The sequence below is a fragment of the Candidatus Diapherotrites archaeon genome (assembly GCA_016205145.1).
Classification (GTDB): Archaea; Iainarchaeota; Iainarchaeia; order Iainarchaeales; family JACQJH01; genus JACQJH01.
The window spans coordinates 438,479-461,430 of record JACQJH010000002.1 but is presented as its reverse complement, the minus strand read 5'-3'; the positions used below and the strand labels follow the sequence as shown (position 1 = coordinate 461,430).

The 22,952-nt window shown below is 51.2% G+C and carries 26 protein-coding genes and 2 tRNA genes; 8 read left to right on the top strand and 20 right to left on the bottom strand.

All coding sequences use genetic code 11. The features are described 5' to 3' along the window. The first annotated feature begins 52 nt into the window (after positions 1 to 52). A complete protein-coding gene (locus HY394_05715; protein MBI4053501.1) occupies positions 53 to 607 on the top strand; it encodes a hypothetical protein in 555 nt (184 codons plus the stop codon). Positions 608 to 769: 162 nt separating this feature from the next. Next, a complete protein-coding gene (locus tag HY394_05710) occupies positions 770 to 1,153 on the top strand; it encodes a hypothetical protein (GenBank protein MBI4053500.1) in 384 nt (127 codons plus the stop codon). A 116-nt stretch (positions 1,154 to 1,269) separates the two neighbouring features. Here the strand turns inward: HY394_05710 and HY394_05705 are convergent. Continuing rightward, positions 1,270 to 1,427, bottom strand: a tRNA-Cys gene (locus HY394_05705). A 166-nt stretch (positions 1,428 to 1,593) separates the two neighbouring features. Between HY394_05705 and HY394_05700 the strand changes: the two genes are divergently transcribed. Further along, positions 1,594 to 2,256 carry an HAD-IA family hydrolase gene (locus HY394_05700; protein ID MBI4053499.1) on the top strand — a complete coding sequence of 221 codons (663 nt, stop codon included), beginning with the start codon at positions 1,594 to 1,596 and terminating at the stop codon, positions 2,254 to 2,256. After that, a complete protein-coding gene (locus HY394_05695) occupies positions 2,256 to 3,500 on the top strand; it encodes a DNA repair exonuclease (GenBank protein ID MBI4053498.1) in 1,245 nt (414 codons plus the stop codon). Before HY394_05700 ends, HY394_05695 begins: the two co-directional genes overlap by 1 nt. 179 nt (positions 3,501 to 3,679) lie before the next feature. On the opposite strand, the gene HY394_05690 is transcribed toward HY394_05695, so the two are convergent. The 9 genes from HY394_05690 to HY394_05650 form a co-directional block, all read right to left on the bottom strand. Further along, positions 3,680 to 5,101 carry a CoA-binding protein gene (locus HY394_05690; GenBank protein MBI4053497.1) on the bottom strand — a complete coding sequence of 474 codons (1,422 nt, stop codon included), beginning with the start codon at positions 5,099 to 5,101 and terminating at the stop codon, positions 3,680 to 3,682. After that, complete coding sequence (locus HY394_05685) at positions 5,098 to 5,409, bottom strand: divalent-cation tolerance protein CutA (GenBank protein MBI4053496.1); 312 nt, start codon at positions 5,407 to 5,409, stop codon at positions 5,098 to 5,100. Before HY394_05685 ends, HY394_05690 begins: the two co-directional genes overlap by 4 nt. Before the next feature lie 63 nt (positions 5,410 to 5,472). Beyond that, positions 5,473 to 6,567, bottom strand: a complete 1,095-nt coding sequence (locus HY394_05680; protein MBI4053495.1) for a DNA topoisomerase IV subunit A — start codon at positions 6,565 to 6,567, stop codon at positions 5,473 to 5,475. Then, the gene (gene top6B, locus HY394_05675; protein MBI4053494.1) at positions 6,557 to 8,302 is read right to left on the bottom strand and encodes a DNA topoisomerase VI subunit B; all 1,746 of its coding nucleotides are present in this window, start codon (positions 8,300 to 8,302) and stop codon (positions 6,557 to 6,559) included. Before top6B ends, HY394_05680 begins: the two co-directional genes overlap by 11 nt. Positions 8,303 to 8,310: 8 nt before the next feature. Then, on the bottom strand, positions 8,311 to 8,853 hold the full coding sequence (locus tag HY394_05670; GenBank protein MBI4053493.1) for an RNA-processing protein: 543 nt from the start codon (positions 8,851 to 8,853) through the stop codon (positions 8,311 to 8,313). A 26-nt stretch (positions 8,854 to 8,879) separates the two neighbouring features. Beyond that, complete coding sequence (locus HY394_05665; protein MBI4053492.1) at positions 8,880 to 9,629, bottom strand: serine protein kinase RIO; 750 nt, start codon at positions 9,627 to 9,629, stop codon at positions 8,880 to 8,882. Positions 9,630 to 9,658: 29 nt separating this feature from the next. Continuing rightward, a complete protein-coding gene (gene eif1A, locus HY394_05660; protein MBI4053491.1) occupies positions 9,659 to 9,976 on the bottom strand; it encodes a translation initiation factor eIF-1A in 318 nt (105 codons plus the stop codon). A 44-nt stretch (positions 9,977 to 10,020) separates the two neighbouring features. Next, positions 10,021 to 10,311: a DUF424 family protein gene (locus tag HY394_05655; protein ID MBI4053490.1), complete on the bottom strand. Its 291-nt coding sequence runs from the start codon at positions 10,309 to 10,311 to the stop codon at positions 10,021 to 10,023. Between the two features lie 25 nt (positions 10,312 to 10,336). Then, a complete protein-coding gene (locus HY394_05650) occupies positions 10,337 to 10,741 on the bottom strand; it encodes a translation initiation factor IF-2 subunit beta (protein MBI4053489.1) in 405 nt (134 codons plus the stop codon). A gap of 51 nt (positions 10,742 to 10,792) precedes the next feature. Between HY394_05650 and HY394_05645 the strand changes: the two genes are divergently transcribed. Then, positions 10,793 to 11,335 carry a VTT domain-containing protein gene (locus tag HY394_05645; GenBank protein ID MBI4053488.1) on the top strand — a complete coding sequence of 181 codons (543 nt, stop codon included), beginning with the start codon at positions 10,793 to 10,795 and terminating at the stop codon, positions 11,333 to 11,335. A gap of 104 nt (positions 11,336 to 11,439) precedes the next feature. On the opposite strand, the gene HY394_05640 is transcribed toward HY394_05645, so the two are convergent. The 6 genes from HY394_05640 to HY394_05615 all read right to left on the bottom strand — a co-directional run bounded on the left by HY394_05640 (position 11,440) and on the right by HY394_05615 (position 17,025). Continuing rightward, on the bottom strand, positions 11,440 to 12,261 hold the full coding sequence (locus tag HY394_05640; protein ID MBI4053487.1) for a hypothetical protein: 822 nt from the start codon (positions 12,259 to 12,261) through the stop codon (positions 11,440 to 11,442). Positions 12,262 to 12,374: 113 nt separating this feature from the next. After that, entirely contained in the window at positions 12,375 to 12,677 is a 303-nt protein-coding gene (locus HY394_05635) for a hypothetical protein (GenBank protein MBI4053486.1), read from the bottom strand. Positions 12,678 to 12,686: 9 nt separating this feature from the next. Then, positions 12,687 to 13,037, bottom strand: coding sequence for a DUF3883 domain-containing protein (locus HY394_05630; GenBank protein ID MBI4053485.1), 351 nt, complete (start codon positions 13,035 to 13,037; stop codon positions 12,687 to 12,689). Positions 13,038 to 13,381: 344 nt separating this feature from the next. Then, on the bottom strand, positions 13,382 to 15,502 hold the full coding sequence (locus tag HY394_05625) for a minichromosome maintenance protein MCM (protein ID MBI4053484.1): 2,121 nt from the start codon (positions 15,500 to 15,502) through the stop codon (positions 13,382 to 13,384). 353 nt (positions 15,503 to 15,855) lie between these two features. Further along, complete coding sequence (locus HY394_05620; protein MBI4053483.1) at positions 15,856 to 16,419, bottom strand: thioredoxin family protein; 564 nt, start codon at positions 16,417 to 16,419, stop codon at positions 15,856 to 15,858. A 6-nt stretch (positions 16,420 to 16,425) separates the two neighbouring features. Next, positions 16,426 to 17,025, bottom strand: coding sequence for a nitroreductase family protein (locus HY394_05615; protein MBI4053482.1), 600 nt, complete (start codon positions 17,023 to 17,025; stop codon positions 16,426 to 16,428). A 115-nt stretch (positions 17,026 to 17,140) separates the two neighbouring features. Between HY394_05615 and HY394_05610 the strand changes: the two genes are divergently transcribed. Then, entirely contained in the window at positions 17,141 to 17,854 is a 714-nt protein-coding gene (locus tag HY394_05610; protein ID MBI4053481.1) for a hypothetical protein, read from the top strand. A gap of 1 nt (position 17,855) precedes the next feature. Here HY394_05610 and msrA read toward each other — a convergent pair whose 3' ends face one another. Beyond that, positions 17,856 to 18,335, bottom strand: coding sequence for a peptide-methionine (S)-S-oxide reductase MsrA (gene msrA / locus HY394_05605; GenBank protein ID MBI4053480.1), 480 nt, complete (start codon positions 18,333 to 18,335; stop codon positions 17,856 to 17,858). A gap of 136 nt (positions 18,336 to 18,471) precedes the next feature. Here msrA and msrB point away from each other — a divergent pair, with 136 nt between their 5' ends. Together msrB and metG are read left to right on the top strand one after the other, a co-directional pair. Next, positions 18,472 to 18,861 (top strand): peptide-methionine (R)-S-oxide reductase MsrB, encoded by a 390-nt coding sequence (gene msrB, locus HY394_05600; protein MBI4053479.1) that lies wholly within the window; start codon positions 18,472 to 18,474, stop codon positions 18,859 to 18,861. Positions 18,862 to 18,975: 114 nt separating this feature from the next. Further along, a complete protein-coding gene (gene metG, locus HY394_05595) occupies positions 18,976 to 21,096 on the top strand; it encodes a methionine--tRNA ligase (GenBank protein MBI4053478.1) in 2,121 nt (706 codons plus the stop codon). 75 nt (positions 21,097 to 21,171) lie between these two features. Here the strand turns inward: metG and HY394_05590 are convergent, their stop codons facing one another. The 3 genes from HY394_05590 to HY394_05580 form a co-directional block, all read right to left on the bottom strand. After that, positions 21,172 to 21,585 carry an HIT family protein gene (locus HY394_05590; protein ID MBI4053477.1) on the bottom strand — a complete coding sequence of 138 codons (414 nt, stop codon included), beginning with the start codon at positions 21,583 to 21,585 and terminating at the stop codon, positions 21,172 to 21,174. A 41-nt stretch (positions 21,586 to 21,626) separates the two neighbouring features. Further along, positions 21,627 to 21,735, bottom strand: a tRNA-Ser gene (locus tag HY394_05585). 106 nt (positions 21,736 to 21,841) lie between these two features. Beyond that, complete coding sequence (locus HY394_05580; GenBank protein MBI4053476.1) at positions 21,842 to 22,921, bottom strand: M50 family metallopeptidase; 1,080 nt, start codon at positions 22,919 to 22,921, stop codon at positions 21,842 to 21,844. Between the last annotated feature and the right edge of the window lie 31 nt (positions 22,922 to 22,952).

The window sequence follows — 22,952 nt, the reverse complement described above, 5'->3', positions numbered from 1 at the left end:
CACATCCCGCCGAAAGCAAAAACTAATAAAAAGGACTAATCAAGAGTCTTTTATGGTTTCAAAGCTTTCCAAGCTCTTTGCCGTAGCCGCAGTAGCGGTCGTGGCATACGTTTCCGTGTTCTTTGTTTCAAGCGCTTTTTTGTTTCCATCCGCACAGCAGCAGACAATGATTGGAATGATGCAGCAGTCTGTTTCATTCGGCCAGAACACGGTTCTGCTGAACGCCGTTTCAATCCTGGCGGCAATTCTCGCGGCATTCGCGATCGCGCATTACCTGAAGATCGGTCCCGGCATAATGGAATCACCTGAAATGCAAGGCCCGAATGCGGGGAAAAAGCCTGCGCCGGAACGCAAGGCGAAAATTTCAAAAGAGCAGGAACTTGAAATCCTGAAAAAGGCACTGAATGGTGGCGAAAAAAAGGTTTTGGATGAAGTGGAAAAAGCCGGCGAAATAACCCAGGATTCACTGCGCTTCAGGCTCGGCTGGAGCAAGGCAAAAATTTCCACAATCCTTTCAAACCTTGACCGGAAAAACCTTGTCCAAAGGGAACGCACCGGAAAAACGTACAAGGTTTTCCTGGAAAAAAAACGCAAAAACGCCCAATAGCCCTGCCGCTGTTTTTTTTCGGTTCTGAACGGTTTAACCGGCAACCCACAATAACCTCCGCGTGCAATAAGTCTTATGGCAAAAAAGCCTGTTCTTGGTTTGGCGTTTTTCGCCGATTCAAGGCAATTCGTTTTTTTGCCAAAAACCTTGGAGGTTTTACGAATGAGGAAAATTTTGCTGGCTGCTTTGGCAGTGGCTTTCTTGGTAGTGCTGATGGCGGGCTTTTCCCTTGCCCAGGCCAACAGTGCGCAATCCGCGCAAAAATCTGAAGCAGGCAATGGCTGGTTTGAAGGAATGTTCCAGCACATGAATGACATATCCGACATAAGGGAAAAAGCAGTCAAGGAAAACTGGTCAGACCAGAAGTTTTTTGACGCAATGCAGGAAGAGATGCAGGAGCACTGGAATGAGATGCCCTGCCATAACGCAGCGGGCTTCCGCGGCGGGATGATGGGCAACTCTGCCGGAAACGGCGACGGTTTCGGGATGATGGGTAACTCCACCGGAAGCGGCTATGGCTTCGGCATGATGGGCAGCAGGCAATAAAGCCTGTTGCCTTACCGCTTTTTTATTCCAAAAAACGGATGCGGGAGCAAAACTTTTGGAAAAAGTTTTATCAAAATTTTCACTGCAAAGCCCATCTCACTTTGTTCGATGGGCTTAGCGGATGCGGGGAGTCGAACCCCGTTGCGCCGCTCGCTGCTAATGGCACCAAAGCTTTTTTTCTTTCTTTTGGTGGCCTTAAGGTTTTCTTTCTTTTTTCCAAAAAGAAAGAAAAGCTTAGCTGCAGGCGGCTGCGTAGCCGTTCCGCCACACCCGCAAGCCGATTCGCCCGCACGCAGTTTCGGCTGCGTGAAGCGACGACGGGTATCTCGCTTTTGCTCGATACCCATCTGCTTTCGGACGGTTTGCACCGTACGTCTTTATTTTCTCCCGCCATGTTTTTTTAAGGCTTTTCGCGGCAAATTCTTTAAGTTGGTGGGGCAATGAAGCTGAAAGCAGTGATCTTCGACCTGGACGACACGCTGTGGAAAACGTGCCACGTCTCGTACGAGCGGCACGTCATAATGGCGAAAAAGCTCGGCTTGCGCGTTCCGGAAAAAGAGGAATTCAGGTCAATCTGGGGCATGACATGGGAGCGGGAGGTCGCGACCCTGTGGCCGGGCCAGCCGTTCGAATCGTACCGCGAAGCCTACATCCGGGAATTCGAGGGTGACGAATATCCTTTACATGAAGGGGCAAACGAGGCAATCGCTTTTGCAAAGCGGAAAAAGCTGTTCGCGGGCATAGTGACTTCGCGTGACAGGCAGTCGATTGCCCCGCGCTCGAAACAGAACGGCTTCAGGTTGGACTTATTCGATTTTGTTTTCGCGGCCGATGACACCAATGTGCACAAGCCTGACCCAAAGGTTTTCGAACAGCCGCTCAAATTGTTAAGGGAAAAAGGCGTTTCCGCAGAGGAAACGCTTTACGTCGGCGACCTCGCCATAGACTACCTTGCCGCAAAAGGCAACAACATGCAGTTTGTCGCAGTGCTTTCAGGCTTTGCCGGGAAAAAAGACTTTGTTAAGGCGGGGCTAGGCAAAGACAAGATGTTGCCCGGCGTTTCTTCCCTTCCGAATTTCCTGCTGAAGAACGGGTGGCTGTGATGAAAATCGGCTTTTTTTCCGACACGCATTTCGGTTTCGGCGAAAAAACCGAGCGCTTCCAGGAAACATTCCGGCAGGCAGGCAATGCCCTGCGCATTCTTGCGGAACAGGGCGTTGACTTGATTGTCGTGCCGGGCGACATTTTCGATTCCGAGCTTCCTTCGCCTGAAACAATTTTCGGGGCGATGAAGGTTTTTTCGCTTGCAAAGGAATTCCCTTCAACCGGAGTCTCGCTTTCCATTGAAAAAAACGGCGGCAGCAGAACCATTCACTCGCAGGGCATTCCGGTAATCGCGATTTTCGGAAACCACGAGTTCAGGGGCAAGGACAGGAAAAGCGCCCTGGAACTGCTTGAGGCGGCAGGCCTTCTGTCCGTAAGCCATGCGTCGAAAATCCTCGCGTCGAAAGGCGGCGAGGAAACAGTGCTGCACTGCATAGGCTCCGTGCCGGACAGGAAGGCGAGGGATGTCTTTGCATTGTGGAACCCGCAGCCGGAAAATGGGAAAACAAACATTCTTGTCATGCACCAGTCCGTTGCGGAACTCCTGCCGTTCGAATCCGATGACATTGCAACCCTTTCCTTTGCCGACCTGAAAAAGGGCTTTGACCTTGTGGTCAACGGCCACATACACTGGAACCATTGGCATGAAGAGCAGGGCTTCAGGTTCCTCATTCCCGGTTCGATAATAATCACGCAGATGAAAAAGCTTGAAAGCGAAAAGCCGAAGCAGGTTTTCGTCTTTGACACCAAAACAAAGGCGATTTCTTCAGTGCCCCTGCCGGACCAGAGAAAATTCTTTTACGAGAAGATTTCTTTCGAGAACGCCCGGCCCGAACAGGTTGTTTCCGCCGTCCGTGCCGGCTTGGAAAAAATCTTTTCCCAAGACTTTGCGGACAAGCCCCTTGTGAGGATCAAGCTTGCCGGCACGCTTGCCAAAGGCATTTCGGTTTCAGACGTTGCGGTTGAAAACGCATTGAAAGGGTTCGAGGCAAAGGCGATTTTTTCGGTCGACAGGGACTTTGCATTGGCATCGTTCAGGTCAAGAATCGAGGAACTGCGCAAAAACCAGCTGGAAAAAAAATCTGTTTCCGCGCTCGGCTTGGACCTCCTGGAAAAAAACCTTGAGGAAGCCGGCTTTGACAAGGGCATCGATGTGAGGCAGCTTTTCAGGCTGCTTGAGGAAAACGACATTGACGGCGCCATAAGCTTTGTCCAGCGGGCATATGAAAAAAAGCTGGCTTAGCCGGTTCCGTCCGGCTCGCCGTCACGTCCGGGCGCGTTTTCGACCGCGCGTGCCGAAACCAAGGCATATTGCTATGCAATATGCCGAGTATTCCATTAAAGAGTCCGGGGGTTTGCAAGGGGTGCAACCCCTGCAGTGCAGACTCGCTTCGCTCGGACGCGCTTTCGGTCGGATGGAAATCAGTTCTGGCCGGCCTTGGCCGAGGACTTGCCGTTGTTTTCGCGCCTGAATTCCGCGAAGTCGGCGAGCGCCTTCAGCGCCCTTGCCGCGACATTCGGATAGCGGAAGGTTACGATGCCGCCCTGTTCGAGCCTTTTCATCATCTCTTCAGTGAATTCCGAGCCGACAGACACCACTGTGAGCGGCTTTTTCGCCTTTTTTTTCCATCCAACCAACTCTTCGACAATGCTTTCATCGATTGCGGGAGTGTTGAACAGCACCAGCACCATTACAATGTCCACGTTTTTGTCCTTCAGCGCGGTTTCAATCGCAACGGCATACCTTTCCCTGCCCGCGTCGCCGACCAGGTCAAGGGGATTGGCAATAGTCACCCGGTCGGGAAACGCTTTCCTCAGTCGTTCAACGCTTTCGGGGCCAAGCTTCGCCAACTGCAGGCCGTTGCCAATCACGCTGTCCGCGGAAATTATGCCGTAGCCGCCGCCATTCGTTATGATGAGCGTTCTGCTGCCGTTCGGCAACGGCTCGCCAGCAAGGATTTTTGCGAAACTGAACAGTTCGAGCATGTCGTTTGCCTGGATTATTCCGGTCTGCCTGAACAATGCGCGGTAGACTTCCGCGCTTCCCGCAAGGCTGCCGGTATGCGAAGCGGTTGCCTTGTGCGTCTGCTCGCTGACTCCGCCCTTCAACGCGACAATCGGGGTTTTCCTGCACACGGTTTTCGCGATTTCAAAAAATTTCCTGCCATGCTTTGCGCCCTCGATGTACATGGCAATTACCTTCGTGCCCTTGTCGTAGTCGAGGTATTCGAGAAGGTCGGATTCGTCTATGCCCATGGCATTGCCGTACGAAACGAACTTGCTTATGCCGAAATTCTGTGTCGACATCCAGTCAAGAATCGCAACCCCAAGCGCGCCGGACTGGCTTATGAATGAGACATTGCCTGGCTGGGGAAGCCTTGTCCTCTTTGTTTCCGAAAAAGTGGTATTAAGCCGGCTCTTGCCGTCGAAAACGCCAAAGCAATTCGGGCCGAGAACGCGCGTCTCCGGGTTGTCGGCGATTATTTTTTCAAGTTTGGCTGTAAGCGCCTTTTCGCCTATTTCTGAAAACCCGGCGCTGATGATTATGGCGTTCGCAACATTTTTTTCCGCGCACTCCTTCAACGCCTGCGGAACAAACTTTGCGGGCACTGCAATGACCGCCAATTCGACTTCCTGCGGAATGTCCTTCACGCTTTTGAATGCCTTCAGGCCGAGAATGCTTTCATGGAACGGGTTGACTGCAAAAACCCTGTTCCTGAAATCCGAGTTTATGAAGTTTTCCAGCAATGCCCTGCCAACACTGCCGCGCTGTTCGCTTGCTCCGATGACCGCAACGCTTTTCGGCGCGAACAGCTTTTCCATGTGCCGGATGTTTTCGTTCAAAGCGTTTCACCGAAAACCCATTTCTGCGCCAGCCCTGTTGTGCGCGCCTCGAAGAATTCGATTGCAGGCAGGTCATAGGAATGCAATTTTTTTATTTCGCCTTCGACCTTTTTCCGCAGGCTTTTCTTAGTCTTCAGCAAAAGCAGTGCCTCGCGCGATTTTTTGACATTGCCATTCCAGCGGTAAACAGACGAAACGCCGGGGATGATGTTGGCGCACGCGCAAAGCCTTTTTTCAACAAGCGCCCTTGCGATTTTTCCGGCTTCCTTTTCGCCGGGGCATGAAACAAAGCAGACCATAATCGGCATCAGAAAAAGAATGTGCTTTCCGCCTTTTAAAGTTTTATTCCCGCCGCAGCGTGAGGCCGGAACCTATGGCAGGAAGTCCTTCTGCTTCATCTTGTTCGGCAGATACTCTTCGGTTATGAACCTGATGCCTTTCTTGGAAAGCGCTTCGAGTTCCAGCTTCACGGCCTTTTCACGCATTCTCTGGAATTCTTCCTGCCATTCCTTTTTCTTGAACCATTCGTAGCCTTCCATTTCCTTGAGCCTTTTGGCGTCAAGCTGGTTCAATTTGATTGTCACTTCCTTCGGAATCTTGTAGGTTTCAACGTCCTTGACGGTGAGGCCGATGTATTTGGTTTCCGGCGTGGCAAGCTTTTCCTCGGAATAGCTCAGGCTGATGGAACCCTGCTTTATCACGGAATAAATGTACATTCCCCACGGGTCCGCGTCCATCAAGGCAAAGACCGGAAGGTTGTGCTCGTGGTTTAGCCTCTGCACAAACCTTCTCTCCGCTCTCGAAGGCTGGCCCCTTCCGGTTATGATTATGCACTTGTGCTTTTTCCAGAATGCGTCCTCGTTGAACCTTTTCCAGACGGCATCTTTTTCAATGAACAAAACGTATTCAGCGTCGATGTCCTTTATTTCGACCTTGTCCGGCTCGACATTGGACGGAACGCCCCAGCCGCCGGAACCCATCCTCGTCAAATCGATTGTGTCCTTGCCGTCCTTGATTGTCATGTTTCCCGCAATGACACCCTTTGAGGAAGCGGCAAGATGGAGCTCTTCGCGCAAAAGGTTGAGGCTTGATTCGATGTCCTCTATTATCGGGTCTGATTCGCCCTGCTCCTCGAAAGTGTTCTCGTTAGTTCCCTCGATGGTGTGCTTCAACGCATAATAGAGGTCACGGATGCTGACTGTGGCTTTCTGGCCGATGACCTTTTTTATTTCGGATGCCACAAGCACGGTCTGCATGAACTTGCGCGTGTGCGCTATGTTCAGGAACTGCCTTGCCGAAGTCTTGTCGCCGAGCTTGATTGTGCGGCTTTTCTTGTCGAAATAAATGTTGCTCAATGCCCTCACCGGCAAATCGACTGACGGCTGTTCGCCCTTGTCGACCTGCTTGATTATCTGCTCGCCCATTTCGCCGAGCTTTTTTATGACCGCCTCGTCCTTATTCGTCATCTTCGTTCACCGTTTCAAGCGCGCCCTTTTTCGCCTTCTTGCCCTTTTTCTTTGCCTTCCCTTCCTCTTCTTCCGGTGGCTCCTCGTCAAGCTTTTCGCCCTTAGCCTCAAGCTCGTCCTCAAGCTTCAGCCTCTTCAGCACAATGTCGTGCAGTTTTTTTTCAATCGGCTCGACATTTTTGCCCGTCAGCTCGGACAGGCCGATTGCAACCTGTTTAGCGTATTTGTAAAAGATTTTCTTTTTCTGCAGTTTTTCCGCCTCGCGCCTCTGGTTTGCGACAAACCTGTAGGTTTTCCTGCCGACGTCCATCAACGCAAGCCGCAGTTCCTCCATTATTTCCTCTTCGTCCGAAACCGCCTGCTTGCCCGCGCCCGTGTAGGGAATGTGCACGGATACAAGGTGGATGAAAATCGTCAAAGGCGCAGTCTCGGCATCCCTTATTCCATAGCGCTTCCAGTCAATGGAGTTCACTGCCTTCTGCAGCGCGCACCCTCCGGCATCGAACAGCAATGGAACCCTGTTTGCAAACCTCATGACCTCGACTTTCCTTACAATTTTTCCGTCCTCGGTTTTTTCCTCGCTCGCCTTGCCCGCATTCCCGCCGTACGCTAAGCCAACCTCGACCTGGAACGCGAAGCCGCCCTTGTAAACCTGGGGCCTGCGCGTGTTCACTTCCAAAAATTCCGGTTCGACGATGTTCTTCAGGGAAGCGATGACGCGGTCCTCTCCGATCGGCCTCAGGCCGTCGGTTGTCGGTGCAATGAAATTTATTTTCTGGAACGCCTTGATTATTTCCTCGGCCTGCTCCCAAGAAAGCTTTGCGGGATCGGTATTGAGGTCGAACGAAACCGCGTTCTGCACTTCTTCAACCGCTTTTTCACCGGTCCTGTCGAAATCGTTTTTGATGAATGAAACGACCTTGCGTGCCTGCGTCGCCTTCGCCATTGTCAGCAGTTCGTCAACAGTAACGCCTTTCGGGTGCGGCTTCACTTCGACAGGCCTTTTCGGCACGGTCTTCATTGTGCGGTTGAATTCGAATTTTTCCCCGAACGGGTCGACAAAGGCAAGCTTTGCATGCGGGTTCGCAATGGCAGTGCGGCGGATGTATTCCAGGGGCCCTCCCTCGCTCTTCTGGTATTTTATGTCCTTGAAAACAGCCTTGATTGTGAGCCCGCGGAAATCCTTGTCGACGTCCTCGACCTTGATGAGCTTAGGCTCGTTTTTTTTCGGGTCAATCGTGAGCTCCGCGAAAAACGGCTTGCCCTTGCCGGTGCCGCTGATGACCTGAATTGGTTTTCCAGTGGTGACAAGCGAAAGCATTGTGCACCCGGACGCGCCTATGCCCTGCTGGCCGCGCATCTGCATGAGCCTGTGGAATTTCGTGCCCGCAAGCAGCTGCCCCAAAGCCTTTCCGACAGTCTCCTTGGTCAGGCCCGGCCCGTTGTCCTGCACCACAAGCTCGTAATGCTCTTCTTCCAGTTCGATAAGCTTGACGGTTATGTCCGGCAGAATGTTGGCGGACTCGCACGCGTCCAGGCTGTTTGAAACGTATTCGTGGACGACTGTTGTGAGGGTCTTGATTTTTCCCGTGAGGCCGAGCATCTGCCTGTTCTTTTTGAAAAATTCGGCGACGGAATGCTCCTTGAATTCCTTGGCAAGGTCTTCGGCGGAAACATTGGCTTCCTCCGCCACCTTTCCGGCCTTCCCCTTCACGCCCGCATCAGCTTCCGCCATTCCCTCACCTACAATTCAAACCTGTGCTCTTCCAATGCCCTGCTGTCCAAAAACCTGTAAACCGTTGAATGGTTTGCCCCTTCCAGGAGCATTTCAACCGCCTTTCTCGCCCTTTCAATCCCGTCAGGCCGGCCGATTATGGCAACGGTTTTCCCGAAAACCGATATGAAACAACCGGTTTTTTCCTCGAGAATGTTCCTTGCGGCGCCGTTCCTGCCGATGATCCTGCCCTTTTTTGCTATCTGCGAACTCTTGGACTTTCCAAGGATGTCCTCAAGCGGAATTATTTCCAGCAGGAAAGAATCGTCGGCAAGGGTGAACGCCTTTTCGGGCGCAAAGCCCCGGGCAATCGCTCTAATAATATTCAAAGCATTATAAAAATTTAACCCGGTCTTTTCGCTTTCAACCGAAACCTCGCCGGTTCCGCTTTCAACCGAAATTTTTGTTCCCGTCAGGGACTCGATTTTGCGCCTCGTCACGCCGTTTTTCCCGATGATGACGGCAACCCTTTCCTTCGGCACGAAAAAGGACTCGAACTGTTCTTCAGGCATTAAAACATCATTTCCCAAAGCATTTTTTACCCTAGTGATTTGGCCCTGCGTCTCACTTCTTCAGTCAGATCTTCCGCCGAAACCTTTTCGCCGCAATTGGAAATATAGCCGGCAATGTTTTCCACGTCGCGCCTGAAAAACTCGCCCGCCATCGGATGCGAGGTGAGAACGCCCTGCCCGACGTCGATAACGACAAACTTTTCGTCGTTGTTCAGGACATTGTATTCCGACAGGTCTGAATGCACCAAACCCTTGGAATACGCCTTCGCCATGAATTCAACCATTGCCTCGCGGAAGCTTTCAATGCTTTTTGGCGGCGCTTCCTTTACGCTTTTCGCCGCAATCCCATCCTTTCCGATGAACTCCATGACCAGAACGTTTTCCTTCACTGCAGTAGGATATGGCACGTCCGCTTTTGCATCCGAGAGCAATTGCAGGTTCCTGAACTCCTTTTTCGCCCACGTGAACACAATGCTCCGCCTGTCCTTTTTGACGCGCATGAACCGCCTGTCGCCCTCGATGTATTGCGCCATTGCATTGAATTCCGCGGTTTCAACCTTGTAAATCTTAACCGCGCGGAACGTTCCCGACGCATCCACTGCCCTGAAAACGTGCGCTTCCTTGCCGTCATTGACCTGGAATTCAAGGCTCTGGAAATAGCCTTTTGAGGCAAGCGAATACAGGCAGCGCATGGTGCGCTCGTTGAAAACCTTTTCAAAGACCTTTCTCAGCGACTCCTCGCTGATTACCTTGTCCTCGGAAAAACTTTTGTGCATAAATGGAATGGGGGCAAAAAACAGTAAAATCAGACGGGCAGCCCCTTGAGCCTGCCCTCGCGCTTCAAATACTCGGTCTGGTGGCCGAAAAACCGCCACACAATGTCCGCTTTCGACGGCTGGAAATCCCACAATTTTATTATGACAATGTCGTTCTGCCTGATCCACACCCTTTTTTTCAGCTTTCCGGGGATCCTGCACTGCCGTTCCTTTCCGTCCGCGCACAAAACCTTGATCTGGTCGGTTCCCATGAGCTGGATGACCAGGCCGAACTGCTCCAAATCGCGCTCCCTTGGCAGCCTTATCCTGCGGAACTCGTTCTCCTCGTCTTCTTGAACAGCAGCCAAATCTTTCGCCTCAAACCAAAAAATCAAAACATCAAATAAGAAAGTCAAATCCTGAAAATCTGTAAATGTGGAACGTTTTTAATCCTAATAGTGTTGCCCTCTGACGCAAAGCCCGCTTTTATCGCGATGCCCACGCATTTTTCCCCGACAAGGTTGGCGTTGCCGAACTCCGCAAGCAATTCCGCAAGCCGTTCCCCGGACAAATGCTCCTTGCCGTAAAACGATTCCCTGACCTCAAAAAAGATTTCGCCGAACTCCAAGGTCTTGCCGGACAAATCCTTGTCGCAGACAGCCAGAACCTCGCCGGAAACGCTGCGGTGGATTTTATGGAACATTGTTCCACGGCCCGAACAGAAAAAATCACAATCCTTTTACCGGCGTTACTGCACCACAAGCCTCGCATTTGAGCGCTCTTACGCTCTGCCAGGCTATGACCTGCGTGTCAGGCTTGCCGCACTCCGGGCACAGCACAAACGTCTTGAAATAGTCCATGAAAAGCTTTCTGACCTGGTCCTGCGAAAACTTTCCGTTCAGCACAAGGCTGCCGCCCTCGACGCTCGCGGCAGTGCCGATTTCCTTGGCAATGAACCTGAACAGATGCTTTTCCTCGCGGCGCATGATTTTCAGCAACTGCGAATAATTCCTGACAACTGTCTTCGCGCCCTGGATGAAAGAAGAGGCTTCGGGCACCTCGAACCTTTCCTTTGACAGCGTTTTTTCCGGCAATGACATGTAAAGCCGGTCAAGCATTTTCTCGTATTCCATGCAGGCACTTCCAGAACTCAACCAAAAATTCTTGCATCAAAACCTATTTTAATGCTTCCAGCCAAACTTTCATCCGGTTGCATGGGCCTCGAGGCATTTCTCGCATCGCTTGTCCAGACTTACGGCCTGCCGGGCTTTTTCCTCGCATCGCTCATAGCGAATGCCACAATAATCTTTCCGCTGCCGATTGAAATACTCATTTTTACGTCCGCGCCGCTGTTCAATTTCAACAATCTCGGGGTTTTCAGCCCATTGCTGCTGGGCCTGTTCGCCGGAATCGGCGCCGGCCTGGGCGAATGCACGGGCTACCTTCTCGGCAAAGCCAGCTCGGTCGGCCTGGAAAAGTTCGACAAGCCGCATCTCAGGAAAATCCTTGGCATGACAAAAACCATAAAGGAAAAGGGCGCGCCCATAATCTTCTTCGGCGCCTTGCTGCCGCTGGGCTTCGACGTCATAGGCATTGCCGCCGGCCTGATAAGCTACGATTTCAGGAAGTTCGCAGCCCTTGCAATCAGCGGCAAGACAGTCAGATACATTATAATTGCCTACGCCGGCTATTACAGCGTAACCCTGCTCAAAGGCCTGCTGTTTTGAAAAGCCGGTTTCGTCCGGCTGGTCCGAAACCAGGGCCGTCCGCTGCTGCGAACGGCCGAGTAAGCTGCTTTTGTCCGGCCGGCGCGGGCGTGCTTTCGCCTTTTTTATAATCCTATTGCCTTGCCTGCAACGAAAACCGCAAGCATCAAAACTGTCTGCGGCGGCAATGCGGGAAGGGCCATGCCCACGCGCTTTGAAATGAAATTTATCGTCCACAGCAGGCCGGCAAGCGAGGCAAGCAAAAGCAATGCAGGCATTGCATACGACAGCGGGAATGCAACTGCCTTGGCGTTTGCCGCAAGCACGGAGGAAGCGAATGCCAATGGAATGACCATGTCGCCCGTGCCAAGCTCGAAAGTGTGCTCTTTGGTGGGCAAGGCGAAAGTGAACGAAACGTTTTCCTTTGTCATTGCCTTTGCCATGACAATCATGTGCTTTGTTCCGAAAACCGCGATGAGGTCATAAACCGACAGGATGGCGATGAAAACGATTACCGGCAGAATCCCCAATGATACGCCGACAAGGCTTCCGGCGCCGGCAGTCGCAATAACGGCGGTCGCGTTTCGCAATGCAATGCTGTCCGGAACGGCAAGCTTGAGCGCCAGCACAAGCAAAGCGAAGTGCAATGCAGCCTCCGGAAAAAAAGCCGAAAAGACTATGACCGAGGTTCCAAACACCGCGAGCAGTTCGATTACTCTGAAAAGCAGCCTTATGCGCCCGGCAAAAAACCTTATTGCGACCAGAAGGCAGGCGGTGAAAAAAAGAATGTAAACAATGAGGCCGACGGAGTTTTCCACGTCATCAGGGTTGTCCGTGATGAACGTTGCCTTGACATCGTCCCTTACAAGCGTGCCCGCGACAAACAGGCCGATCGCCTGCGTCACGACAAACAGGAGTACAAGCCGCGCCAAAAGCTCCTTGTTCATCTGTAAAACAGTAAACTAACGGCTTTCAAGGATTTAATATTTTAGCTTTGCGCAGCTTTGTGTAAGAAATCCTTGTTTGGGCTTATACAGAAATTTGAATACTTGCACAATGGTTATTTTAGGATTCCTTTGCGTTTTAAATGCTCGCGGAGCGCATCAAATTCAGTTATTATCTCTCCGTCGTAATGCAGTTTAAATTTTGGGTGTTCTTCCTGATTTCTTTTTTCGGCGAGCCATTTAAGCAAGGAAAGCACAAAAACTATGCGCTGCCCCCAATCAATTGCAATTAATGCAAATCGAATAATTTCCTGTTCTGACAATTCAAATTCAGTTTCAGCGCGAATACCCTCGTTTTGAAGGTAGACTTTCAAATCATTTGCAAAAGAAGCTTCTATTTCAAATTTAATTTCTGACATAAAAATTCCCTATTGCAAATCGGCTTTCCTTAATGGAACTTCCCAGGTAATAGAAAATTTGGCACGTTCAAGAACTTCCGGCTTCTGGAAAATCTTTATTTTTGGATTATAGTTTTTTATCCCATAAACTATGTAAAGATACCAATTTGGTTCTCGTTGCATTGCCTTGATGTTGTGTTCATTCAAAAGAACGAATTGCGGGTTATCTTCGCCCTGTCCTTTGACTTCAATTTGGCGGTCATTTGAATCCACATCGTATCCGTGCCCTTGTTTAAGTTCTTTGGGGGTTCTGCCCTGTTCTTTCTCGTATTGTAGAACGAACTCAATTGCTTTTCGTTCTGTTTCTCTTGCCATGTTCATATAAGGTTTCAATCTGTTTTTATGCCTAATTCGTTTGTTTCGTGTATTACTTGCACGATATTGAAGCATAGAACTTTGAGCAGTAGCTCGTTGACTTGTGCGGCCTTTGTTTTGCTTTTTAGGCAGTCGTTGAATTTGGTTTTTAAGGCCATGAACGTGGTTTCTACATTGCTTCTTGCGTGGTAGTGTTTCAAGAATTTGTCGCGGTTGTATTGGAAGTAGTGGAACATTTTTCTCTAATACGGCTTTTGCCTTTGGAGCAATTTGACACGCCGGTTTCGTCCGGCTGGTTCGACGCCCGGTTGAGCATAGGCTCAACCGAACAGGCTCGCTTTCGCCCGCCTTCAGCTCTTCTGCGTCGGCTTGACAAAGTGGTGCCTCGGCTTGTAGATTTCGCCTTTCTTGTCCAGTTCCGAAATGATGTCCATTGTTTTTTCCTTGCTTATTCCCTGGATTTCGGCTTCCGAAACGATGTCGTCGATCGGCACCATGTCCAGGTCAACGGACTTTTCCTTGATTATCTGCAAAACCTTTTTCATGTTCGTAAGCTTTGTGTGCGTCTGCCCGCTTGTGATGATGTCAATGTCAATCTTGCCCGTCTCCGGGTCAGTCACGACGTTTTCAAGGCTTGTGCGCACCAGCCTGATTGCGCGCGCCGCATCCTCCTTGTCGACGGTGTCGGACAGCCTGATTTTTGCGGATGCCTCCGACAGCCTGACAAGGCCTTCCAACTGCCTGTGCGTTGCGGTATAACTGCCGTCCTTTTTGCCTTCGCTCCTCAAATTGACATAAAACTCTGAAATCATTTCAACCGCGTCCTTTGACAGCACAGGGAACATTGTCTGGCGCGCGTATGAAACGAATTTTTTGAACAGTTCGCCGCTGATGGGCGGGGTTGAAACCTTTTCGATTTCCTCAAGCTCGGATTTTGCAAGCGATTCGCCCTTTGATTTCGCCTGCAGCAGGGCCTCGCCTGCATGATGGGTTTTGAGTATGTGCGCCGTGATTTCCTCGTCGCGCTGCCTGTCCAGGACGTCGCGGATCATGAAAAACAAATCGAACCGTGAAATGAGCGTTGCCGGCAGGTCGATCTGTGAGATGAACGGCTGATATGGGTCGAACCTTGCAAATTTGGGGTTTGCCGCGGCAAGAACGCTTGTGTCGGACTTGAACCTTGTCACAATGCCTGCCTTTGCCACGCTGATTTGCTGCTGTTCAAGGGCTTCGTGCATTGCGCTCCTGTCCTCTGTCTCCATCTTGTCAAACTCGTCCACTGCTGCCAACCCACCCGAAGCCAGAACCAATACGCCTGCCTTCAAAGTCCAGCCGCCTTCGCCGAATTCGTCCTTGACTGCCGTTGCACTGAGGCCCGCGCCGGTCGCTGTCTTTCCCGCAACGTAAATAGATTTTGGCGCAATGCGGTTGGTTGCAAGCAGTATTGTCGACTTTGCCGCGCCCGGGTCGCCTACCAGCAGGACGTGGATGTTTCCCCTGATTTGCTGCTGGCCGGGCAGAACCTTTTTGACTCCGCCGAACAACTGCATGACAATCGCTTCCTTGACCATTTCGTGGCCGTAAATCCCGGGCGCAAGCGATGCAATAAGCTTGTCGTAAATCTTCGGATCCTTTGCAAGCTCCCTGATTTCCTTTTCCTCTTCAGGCGAAACCTCGACTTCCATGAATTCCTTCTGGGTTTCCTCCAAATAGGTTGCGTCAAGGAACCTGCCGTAAATGGTTTTCTTGTCGTCCGGATGGGAGAGCCTCAGCATTCCGACAAAAAGCGTCCTGTCTCCCGCCGTTACCCTGTTCACCATGTCGTTTGAAACGTAAATTGTTATGTTCTGCGCCTGCTCGTTGCCCTTGATGTTCTCCAATGACTCCTGGATCTCGATTTTCTGGTAGTCAATGAAAATGCTCTGCTCCGCCAGCAGTTCGAAGTCGCGCTGCTTGCACTGGCAGACAGCCGGAGTCACAACCTTGTGCAGGCCCTGCTCTTTCTTGTAAACATTGCCGCACCGCCTGCACTGCCAGGCCGCGGTCTTCAGTTTGGGCAAAACGTCGGTAATCTGCCTGATGATGCCTTCGACCGCAATCATTTTGCCCAAATGGTCGGCGCTGATGTCCCGGATGAGGAACTTCCTGTCCTTGGGCAGGTTGAAAAAGCGTATGTGCGGCTCGAATTTTTCGATTTCAAGCGCGGGCACGTCGATGCGCGACAGCGCGCTTTTGGCGGCCTCGATGACATAATCGGGGTTGTCAAGCAAATCGTCTGCCAGCTGGAAATCGAACTTTTCAAGCTCCTTGAAGTCGACTAGCAGGGACCTGTTTTCAGGGTACTCGCCCACAAGCCTTTCGACGTTTTTCCTGTAAACCGAGCCGAAAAACGCTTCCAGCTTTTCCGCATAAGGATTCTGGCCGGAATTCTCGATTTCCTCAAAATCCAGTTCCAAAAGGCATTCCCCCAAAACAAAACGCCGTCTTCCGGCTTAAAAATGCAGTCGCTAGAGTGCATTTCCCCTCAGCCGGTTTCGTCCGGCTGGTCCGACGCACTATGCTCGCTTTGCTCGCATAGCGCTGGCTCGCACTTTGTGCTCGCAACCCCGCATACCTTGCAAAAAAGCCTTTTTTCGCCAGCCGCGCGTTGGGAGAAAGAATTTGTCCGGCCTGAGGCAAAAAAGCGCTTTTTTTTCCAACCAGAATACTTATTGCCTTGAACTTATTATGCATTCCAGCTTACAAATCCGAACCGGTTTTGCCGCCGGAAAAAGATTTCCAAAATATAAAAATGATAGTTGGCCTTTTTTTTCCGCCCGAAAATTCAGGTTTTTTTCCATTTGATGCTGCACCCGAGGCTCGGCTCGGCTTTCACTGAAACCTTTTTCCCGGCCAGAACCTGCTGAATGGCTTCTTCCAGCTCGTTTGTTGCAGCCTCTTCGTGCGGCTTGCCATGCGCGTCATCAATGCGGCCATGGTAAACAAGTTTTTGTTCAGCGTCAAAGAGAAAAGGGTCGGGAGTGCAGCCCGCGCCGTAAGCCTTTGCAGTTTCCTGGCTTTCATCGCGCAAATAAACGAAATTTATGCCGCGCTTTTTCACTTCCTTTTTCATGTTCACGAAATTGTCTTCCGGGTAATCCTCGGCATCGTTAGCGCAGATGCCCGCTACTTGCAATCCTTTTCCGCCGTATTTTGCCTGCAGTTCAATGAGCTTTGAAAACTTTGGCTTCACATAAGGGCAGTGGTTGCAGATGAAAATGACAAGCAAAGCCTTTTTGCCGGCAAAGCTTTTCAGCGAATACGATTTGCCGTCAGTCGCGGGCAGGGAAAAATCCGGCGCCTTTTCGCCGGGCTTGACTTTGAAATAATCGCTCGGAGTCAAGGACATTTTTCTTCATCCCTTGAACTTTCCCTCGAACGCAATCTCTTCGAATTTTTTGCGCTGGCTCGGATTCTCCCTTTCCTGCAGCATCTGCGGCAAATCCTTTTTGTTCCCGCGCTTTCCGACCGCCACAAACACGATTGGCTCGAAGCCATCCGGTATTTCCAGCAGTTTTGCCGTAGTTTTCGCGTCAAACCCGCCCATCGAATGCGTGTACAATCCGAGCATTCTTGCCTGCAAGTCAATCGACAATGCCGCAGCCCCGCAGTCGAACGCGTACTTGTTGTTCGGCCCGCCAGTCACGTCCGACAGCTTTTTTCCGGCAATGCAGACAAGCAAGGGCGCCTTTGACGCCCAGCCGCGGTTTCCTTCCATAAGGCATTCAGCGAAAATTTTCCTGTCCTTTTCGCTTGCCGCAAAGATTATGCGCCACGGCTGCTCGTTGTAAGAGCTCGGCGACCAGCGCGCGGCCTCCAAAAGCTTCAACACCGTTTTGTGGTCGAGCTTTTCGTCCGAAAAAGCCCTCGGCGACCACCTGCCAATAAACAGCTCGTCAACGCCATGTTCTTTTTTCCTGTGCTCTTTCGCTTCAGAATCAAACAGCATCCTCATATTCCCCCTTCAATAAAATACCGTCTTGTAACTTTTTTAACCTTGCCTTGAAAGGTTCAAAATCATTTTTGAAGGCATGGAATGCTTAAATATGTCTTTCTTCTAATAAATTTTCGTGCGTCCAGACAAGCCAGAACCAGAAGGGGGCAAACGCCGTGGGAAAGTTCCAGAACATAACCGGCTTGAAGGGTTCCCGCGGCACGAATTGCATTTGCCGACCCCCCAAGAAACAATCGGCGTCTTGTCAGAATATGCTGAAAGTCTTCAGGTATCCGGGAAACCTGCACGTGATCTGGTTAAACTGGAGCTTTTCCGTTTTCTTGTTGGCGGGATGCGCAACATCCCTGAAGCGGACAGGCAAATGGCCGAAACTCTGAATGCAAAGCGTATGCGAATCGTTGACCAATTGAACATAGCCAACGCCAATGGCAGGATTAATGTCCAGGAAGCTCTTAAAATATTTGAAGATTTACATAATCAACTGTCAGAACACAGGGAATTTCTGGCACAAGAATTACAGTTGGACGGCGGTGCTCTTTCAGAGCTTGAGGCCGCGCTTGATTCTGAGCTTGCTGTTTGTAGGGCGGCGGCTGAACTCAGGGAAAGCGGGCCGGGTGTCGTTTTGAAAGCCAGGGAGAATAACCTGAGGGTTATTCTGTTGCAGTTTGCTGCGCATGCTAATGCTATGTTAATTATGCGGGCGGTTGGCGGAAGAGGCCCGCTTGAAATATTAAACCGGCATATTGTCCGGGTAATGACTGAATACGTGAATCCAAATTTTCCGGAATCCCCTGAAGATTTATCGGGTCAGTTTCGCCGTAAAATCTGATTCAGCACACAGCATTCCTGTGCTTCTGCATGTATTTCTGGTGGTAATCTTCGGCTTCGAAAAATTCCTTTGCGGCGACGATTTGCGTCATGATTGGCTTGCCGAATTTGCCGGACTTTTCAAGCGCTTTTTTAGATTTTTCCGCGGCCGCTTTCTGCTTTTCGTTGTGATAGAATACCGCGGACCGGTACTGCGAGCCAACATCCGGGCCCTGCCTGTTTTCCTGCGTCGGGTCGTGGAGTTTCCAGAACAATTCAAGCAGTTTTTCATAGCTGACCTTGGCGGGGTCGAATTCGACTTCAACCGCTTCCGCATGCCCCGTCCTGTCCGAGCAAACCTGCTCATAGCTTGGATTGGCGGTATGCCCCCCGGTGTAGCCCGCGCGCGTGCCCTTCACTCCCGGAACCTTTGAAAAAAGGTCTTCGACTCCCCAGAAGCAGCCTGCCGCAAAAACAGCCTTTTCGGTTTTCGCCAATTTCATTCCAAAGAAAATTTACGCGCAGACGAATAAATACTTTTTTCCCAATCTTTTCCGTTCCCGCCCGGACTGAAATTTGGCTTAATCAGGAAAAAACCTTAAAAGCCGGAAAAACACAATTGCATCATTGGTGAAAATAATGGCGGAAAAATTGTCCGATGCTGGGCTGAGGAAAAAACTTTCAGGCGAAGAATTCCGCGTTTTGCGCGAAAAGGGCACTGAAATGCCTTTCACCGGAAAGCTGCTGCACAACCGGAAAAAAGGCGATTACAAATGCAAGGCCTGCGGCAGCGTCTTGTTCGAGTCGGGCACGAAGTTTGACTCCGGCACGGGCTGGCCGAGCTTCGACCAGGCCAAAAAAGGCGCGGTAAAACTTGAACGCGACGAAAGCTTCGGCCTTGGCCGCACCGAAGCGGTTTGCGCCAAATGCGGCTCGCATCTCGGCCACGTCTTCGACGACGGCCCGACAAAAACCGGAAAACGCTATTGCATCAATTCGGTCTGCCTTGACTTCGAGGAAACGGGCTGACGGCTTCTGCCAGCTCTCGCCCGCAAAAGCACCTATTTATTATTTTTGCAGGCATAATTTAAGTCAAGGTGAAGCGGCTTATGGCGGGAAAAACCTTTTACGTGACGACTGCAATTGATTATCCTTCCAGCAAGCCCCATCTTCGGCCACGCCTATGAAAAGACGTGCGCGGACGTCCAGGCGAGGTACCACCGCCTGCTCGGCGAAAAGGTTTTCTTCCTGACGGGCACGGACGAGCACGGCCAGAAAATCCAAAGAAAAGCGGAAGCCGCCGGCAAGCCGCCCAAGCAATACGTCGACGAAATGTCCGTTCACTTCAAGGCCCTGTGCAATGCCTGGAATTTTTCCTTCGACCGCTTCATCCGCACCACGGACAAGGACCACGAAAAGAAGTGCCGGCAGCTGTTCAAGCTCGCGCTCGACAACGGCGACATTTACCTGGGCAAGTACGAGGGCCTTTACTGCGCGCAATGCGAAGCATTCTATCTCGAAAAGGACCTTGCTGACGGCAAGTGCAAAATGCACAAGGTGTCCGCAGAACCCGTTTCCGAGCCAAGCTATTTTTTCCGCATGGCAAAATACCAGAAATACCTGGTTGACCTGCTTGAAAAAAATCCTGAAATCGTGCGGCCGGAAGGCAAACGCCTTGAAATCCTCAACCGCATCAAAGCCGAGCCTTTGCGCGACTTGTCCGTTTCACGCACTTCTTTCAGCTGGGGCATTCCGTTGCCCAACGACAAAAAACACACAATTTACGTCTGGTGGGATGCCCTCGTCAACTATCTCACCGGCGTAGGCTGGCCTGACAAAAACTTCAAAACCTTCTGGCCGGCAAACGTGCAAAACATCGGCGTCGACATTGTCTGGTTCCACTCTGCCATCTGGTTTTCAATGCTCAAGTCCATGGGCATTGCGCCGCCGAAACAGGTCTGGGTGCACGGCTTCATCAACACCGCTTCGGGCGAAAAAATGTCAAAGTCCCTGGGCAATGTCATAGACCCCCTGGAATTGGTTCAGCGCTATCCGGTTGACGCGGTGCGATATTACCTGATGCGCGAAATACCTTTCGGCCAGGACGGAAGTTTTTCCGAGCAGGCGCTGGTTGAACGCATAAACAACGAGCTGGCAAACGAACTGGGCAACCTGCTGAACAGGACAATAGTCATGCTTGAAAAATACCATGCGGGCAAAATACCGAAATCCAAAACCAATGCAGGCCTCCAGAAAAGCCTGAACCTGAAAAAAATCCAAGAAAAGATGGACGCATTCGAGTTCCACGAGGCGCTGAACGAAACCTTCGCTTTCATGGGCTCCTGCAACAAGTTCATTAACGAGCGCGAGCCCTGGAAGCAGTCCGGCAAACAGCTTGACGAAACGCTTTACTCCCTTGCAGATTCCCTGCGCATAATTTCAATTCTAATTTCCCCTTTCATGCCGGAGACAAGCGGCAAAATCAACGCGCAATTGGGCGTGAAGGCTGGCCTGTGGAAGGACACGAAATTCAATCTGCTCAAAGCGGGCGCGAAGACAAAAAAAGGCGAAGTGCTTTTCCAGAAAATGAAGTTCGAGGAAAAAGTTGAAACTGCGCGGCCAATAAAAGTCGTAGTCGACAAGGACGTTATGGGCTTGGGCCTGAAAGTCTTTTCCGCCGTCGTCGAAAACGCGAAAATCAAGAACAAGCATTCCGGCCTGGAGCGCGAAAAAAAGGATGCGGCCGAAAAAACCGATTTGTCGTCGCCGGAAGCGAACAACCTGATACGCGAATACGAAAAAGTTTACGACCGCCTTGGCATTTCAAACGTGACGAATTCCGTCCGCAACCTTGTCGAGCAGGTGAAAGTGCAGGGCAAACTCCCGCAGATCAACACTGCGGTGGATGCATACAACCTGGTTTCATTGCGGCGCAAGGTTGTCGTGGGAGCGCACGACATAAGCAAGCTTTCAGGCGACATCCGCTTCAGGATTTATGATGGCAAAACGCCTTACACCCCGCTTGGCTCGCAGGCGAAAAAGGAAATCCCGAAAGGCGGCTTTGCGGTTGAAGACTCGAAGGAAGTAATCTGCTGGCTTGACGAAAAGCAGTGCGAGCACACAAAGGTCGACAACGGCACAAGGCACATTGTTTTGTACGTGCAGGGCAACAATCTGATGTCAGACGATTACTGCAAAAACGCCTTGAAGGAAATCTGCGAAAAAATCACCAATTACTGCGGCGGAACGTGGAAGGAGATTTGATTTTGCCCGTTGCTTAGTAGCGGGGGTGGGTCAGGATTACCTTAAAACTGGGGAGGGGGTGTCCCCCTCCGCGGTTTAGATCTGTTCCTTAAGCAGCCTGCAATAGCGTTCAAGTTCCTCTTTTTCTTCCCTGTTCTGCACCCAGGAAAAGTCAAGTTTGTCGTCTTTCCTGCGCGGAATCACGTGGAAATGCACGTGCGGAATGACCTGGCCGGCGGCCTCGCCGTTCGACTGTAGGACATTGAATCCGTCCGCGCCCAAAGCCGACATCTGCGCCGCGCCAATTTTCTGCACGCAAAGCATGATTTCTTTCAGGTCATCGTGCGGCACGCCGATTATCCTTGAGTGGTGTTTTTTCGGGATGACGAGGCAATGGCCTTTTGCCGCGGGCATTATGTCCAGGAACGCGAGAATGGACCCGTTTTCAAAGAGCTTCACGCTCGGAATCTCGCCTTTCACAATCCTGCAGAAAACGCAGTCTTCGTCCATAAGCAACCCTTGGCTTTTTCTTTTTTTAATTTTATTTGATTCGCAGGGAGTGGGATTTGAACCCACGTGCCTCTTGCGAGGCTCCACGTTGCCCTAGACCATAAAATCCGCTCGAGCGTGGTGCCTTTAACCGAACTCAGCCATCCCTGCAAAGCCGAACGCCCGGCTTGTGCGCGTTGAGGGTTCTCGTTGCACTCGAACCCTCTGCCTTCCGGGCAGGCTTGTGTTAAAACAATTTAGCCCGCCGATGCCTTTTTTACTTTTTGCTGTTCGCCGCGAGCCTCAAAGCGTACAGTTTTTCGAGGTCCTCGCGGAAAACCACGCCCAAAAGCCTGCCCTTTTCCGCAACAGGGAACATCGGAATGCCTTTCGCGTTCGCCTGCGAAAACAATGCAGCGGCATCGGCATTCCTTGCAACCGCGGGAACGTGAAAGCAGGCCTTTTCAGCAGGAGTGTCCCAGCGCCTTGTTTCCGGCACGTTTCTGACGCCTTCAAGCGTGAGAATTCCGAAGCCTTTTCCCAATTTCACGAGCGCTGCGGTTTCATTCAGCTCCAGCATTTTTTCAAACGCCTTTTCAACGGTCTCACTGCCCTTGACCAAAAAAGGCTTTTTTCTGACAATGCCTGAAACGCTTATCTTTTCAAGATTTTCCGAAACCGAAACGCTTTCGGTTTCCTGCTTCGAGCCCAGGTAGATGAAAACCGCGATGATTGCGATTATGAAATCGGCGTAGAGGATGCCGACCAAAAACAGCGCGATTGCAACGAACGAGCTGACTTTGCCGACAATTTTCGTGGCGCGGTTGAATCCCACGAATTTCGCGAGGATTGCCCTGAACACCCTTCCGCCGTCCAGCGGCAGTGCCGGGGTGAAAAGGTTGAATGCGCCGAGAATGAAATTGACCCAGACAAGGCCGAACAGGGGAAAGTTGAGCACGTATTCCTCAAGCTTTTCCGCGGCTATTTCCTTTGGAAAAGGCAGGTTGAACGCGGCAACCGCGAACAGCACTGCCAGCACTACAATGAAGTTGAATGCCGGCCCGGCAATCGCGACCAGGAATTCCTCTTTCGGCTTTTTCGGCATGGTTTCCGTCATCGCAACCCCCCCGATGGGCAAAAGGATTATTTTCTGCACTTTGTAGCCGAGTTCCGTTGCGACAATGCTATGGCACAATTCGTGCAGCAGAACCGACAGGAACAGGAAAAACAAAAGCAAAAGCGTCTGCGTGAACCGGTCAGGCGAAAAAAACGCGAGCACTAAGGCGATTACCGCGATCAGAAGGATGAACGACGAATGCAGTTCGATTGGAATGCCGAAAAACTTGCCTATGCGCATTTGACCGCCAGAAGGGATTTGTGTCAGGAGC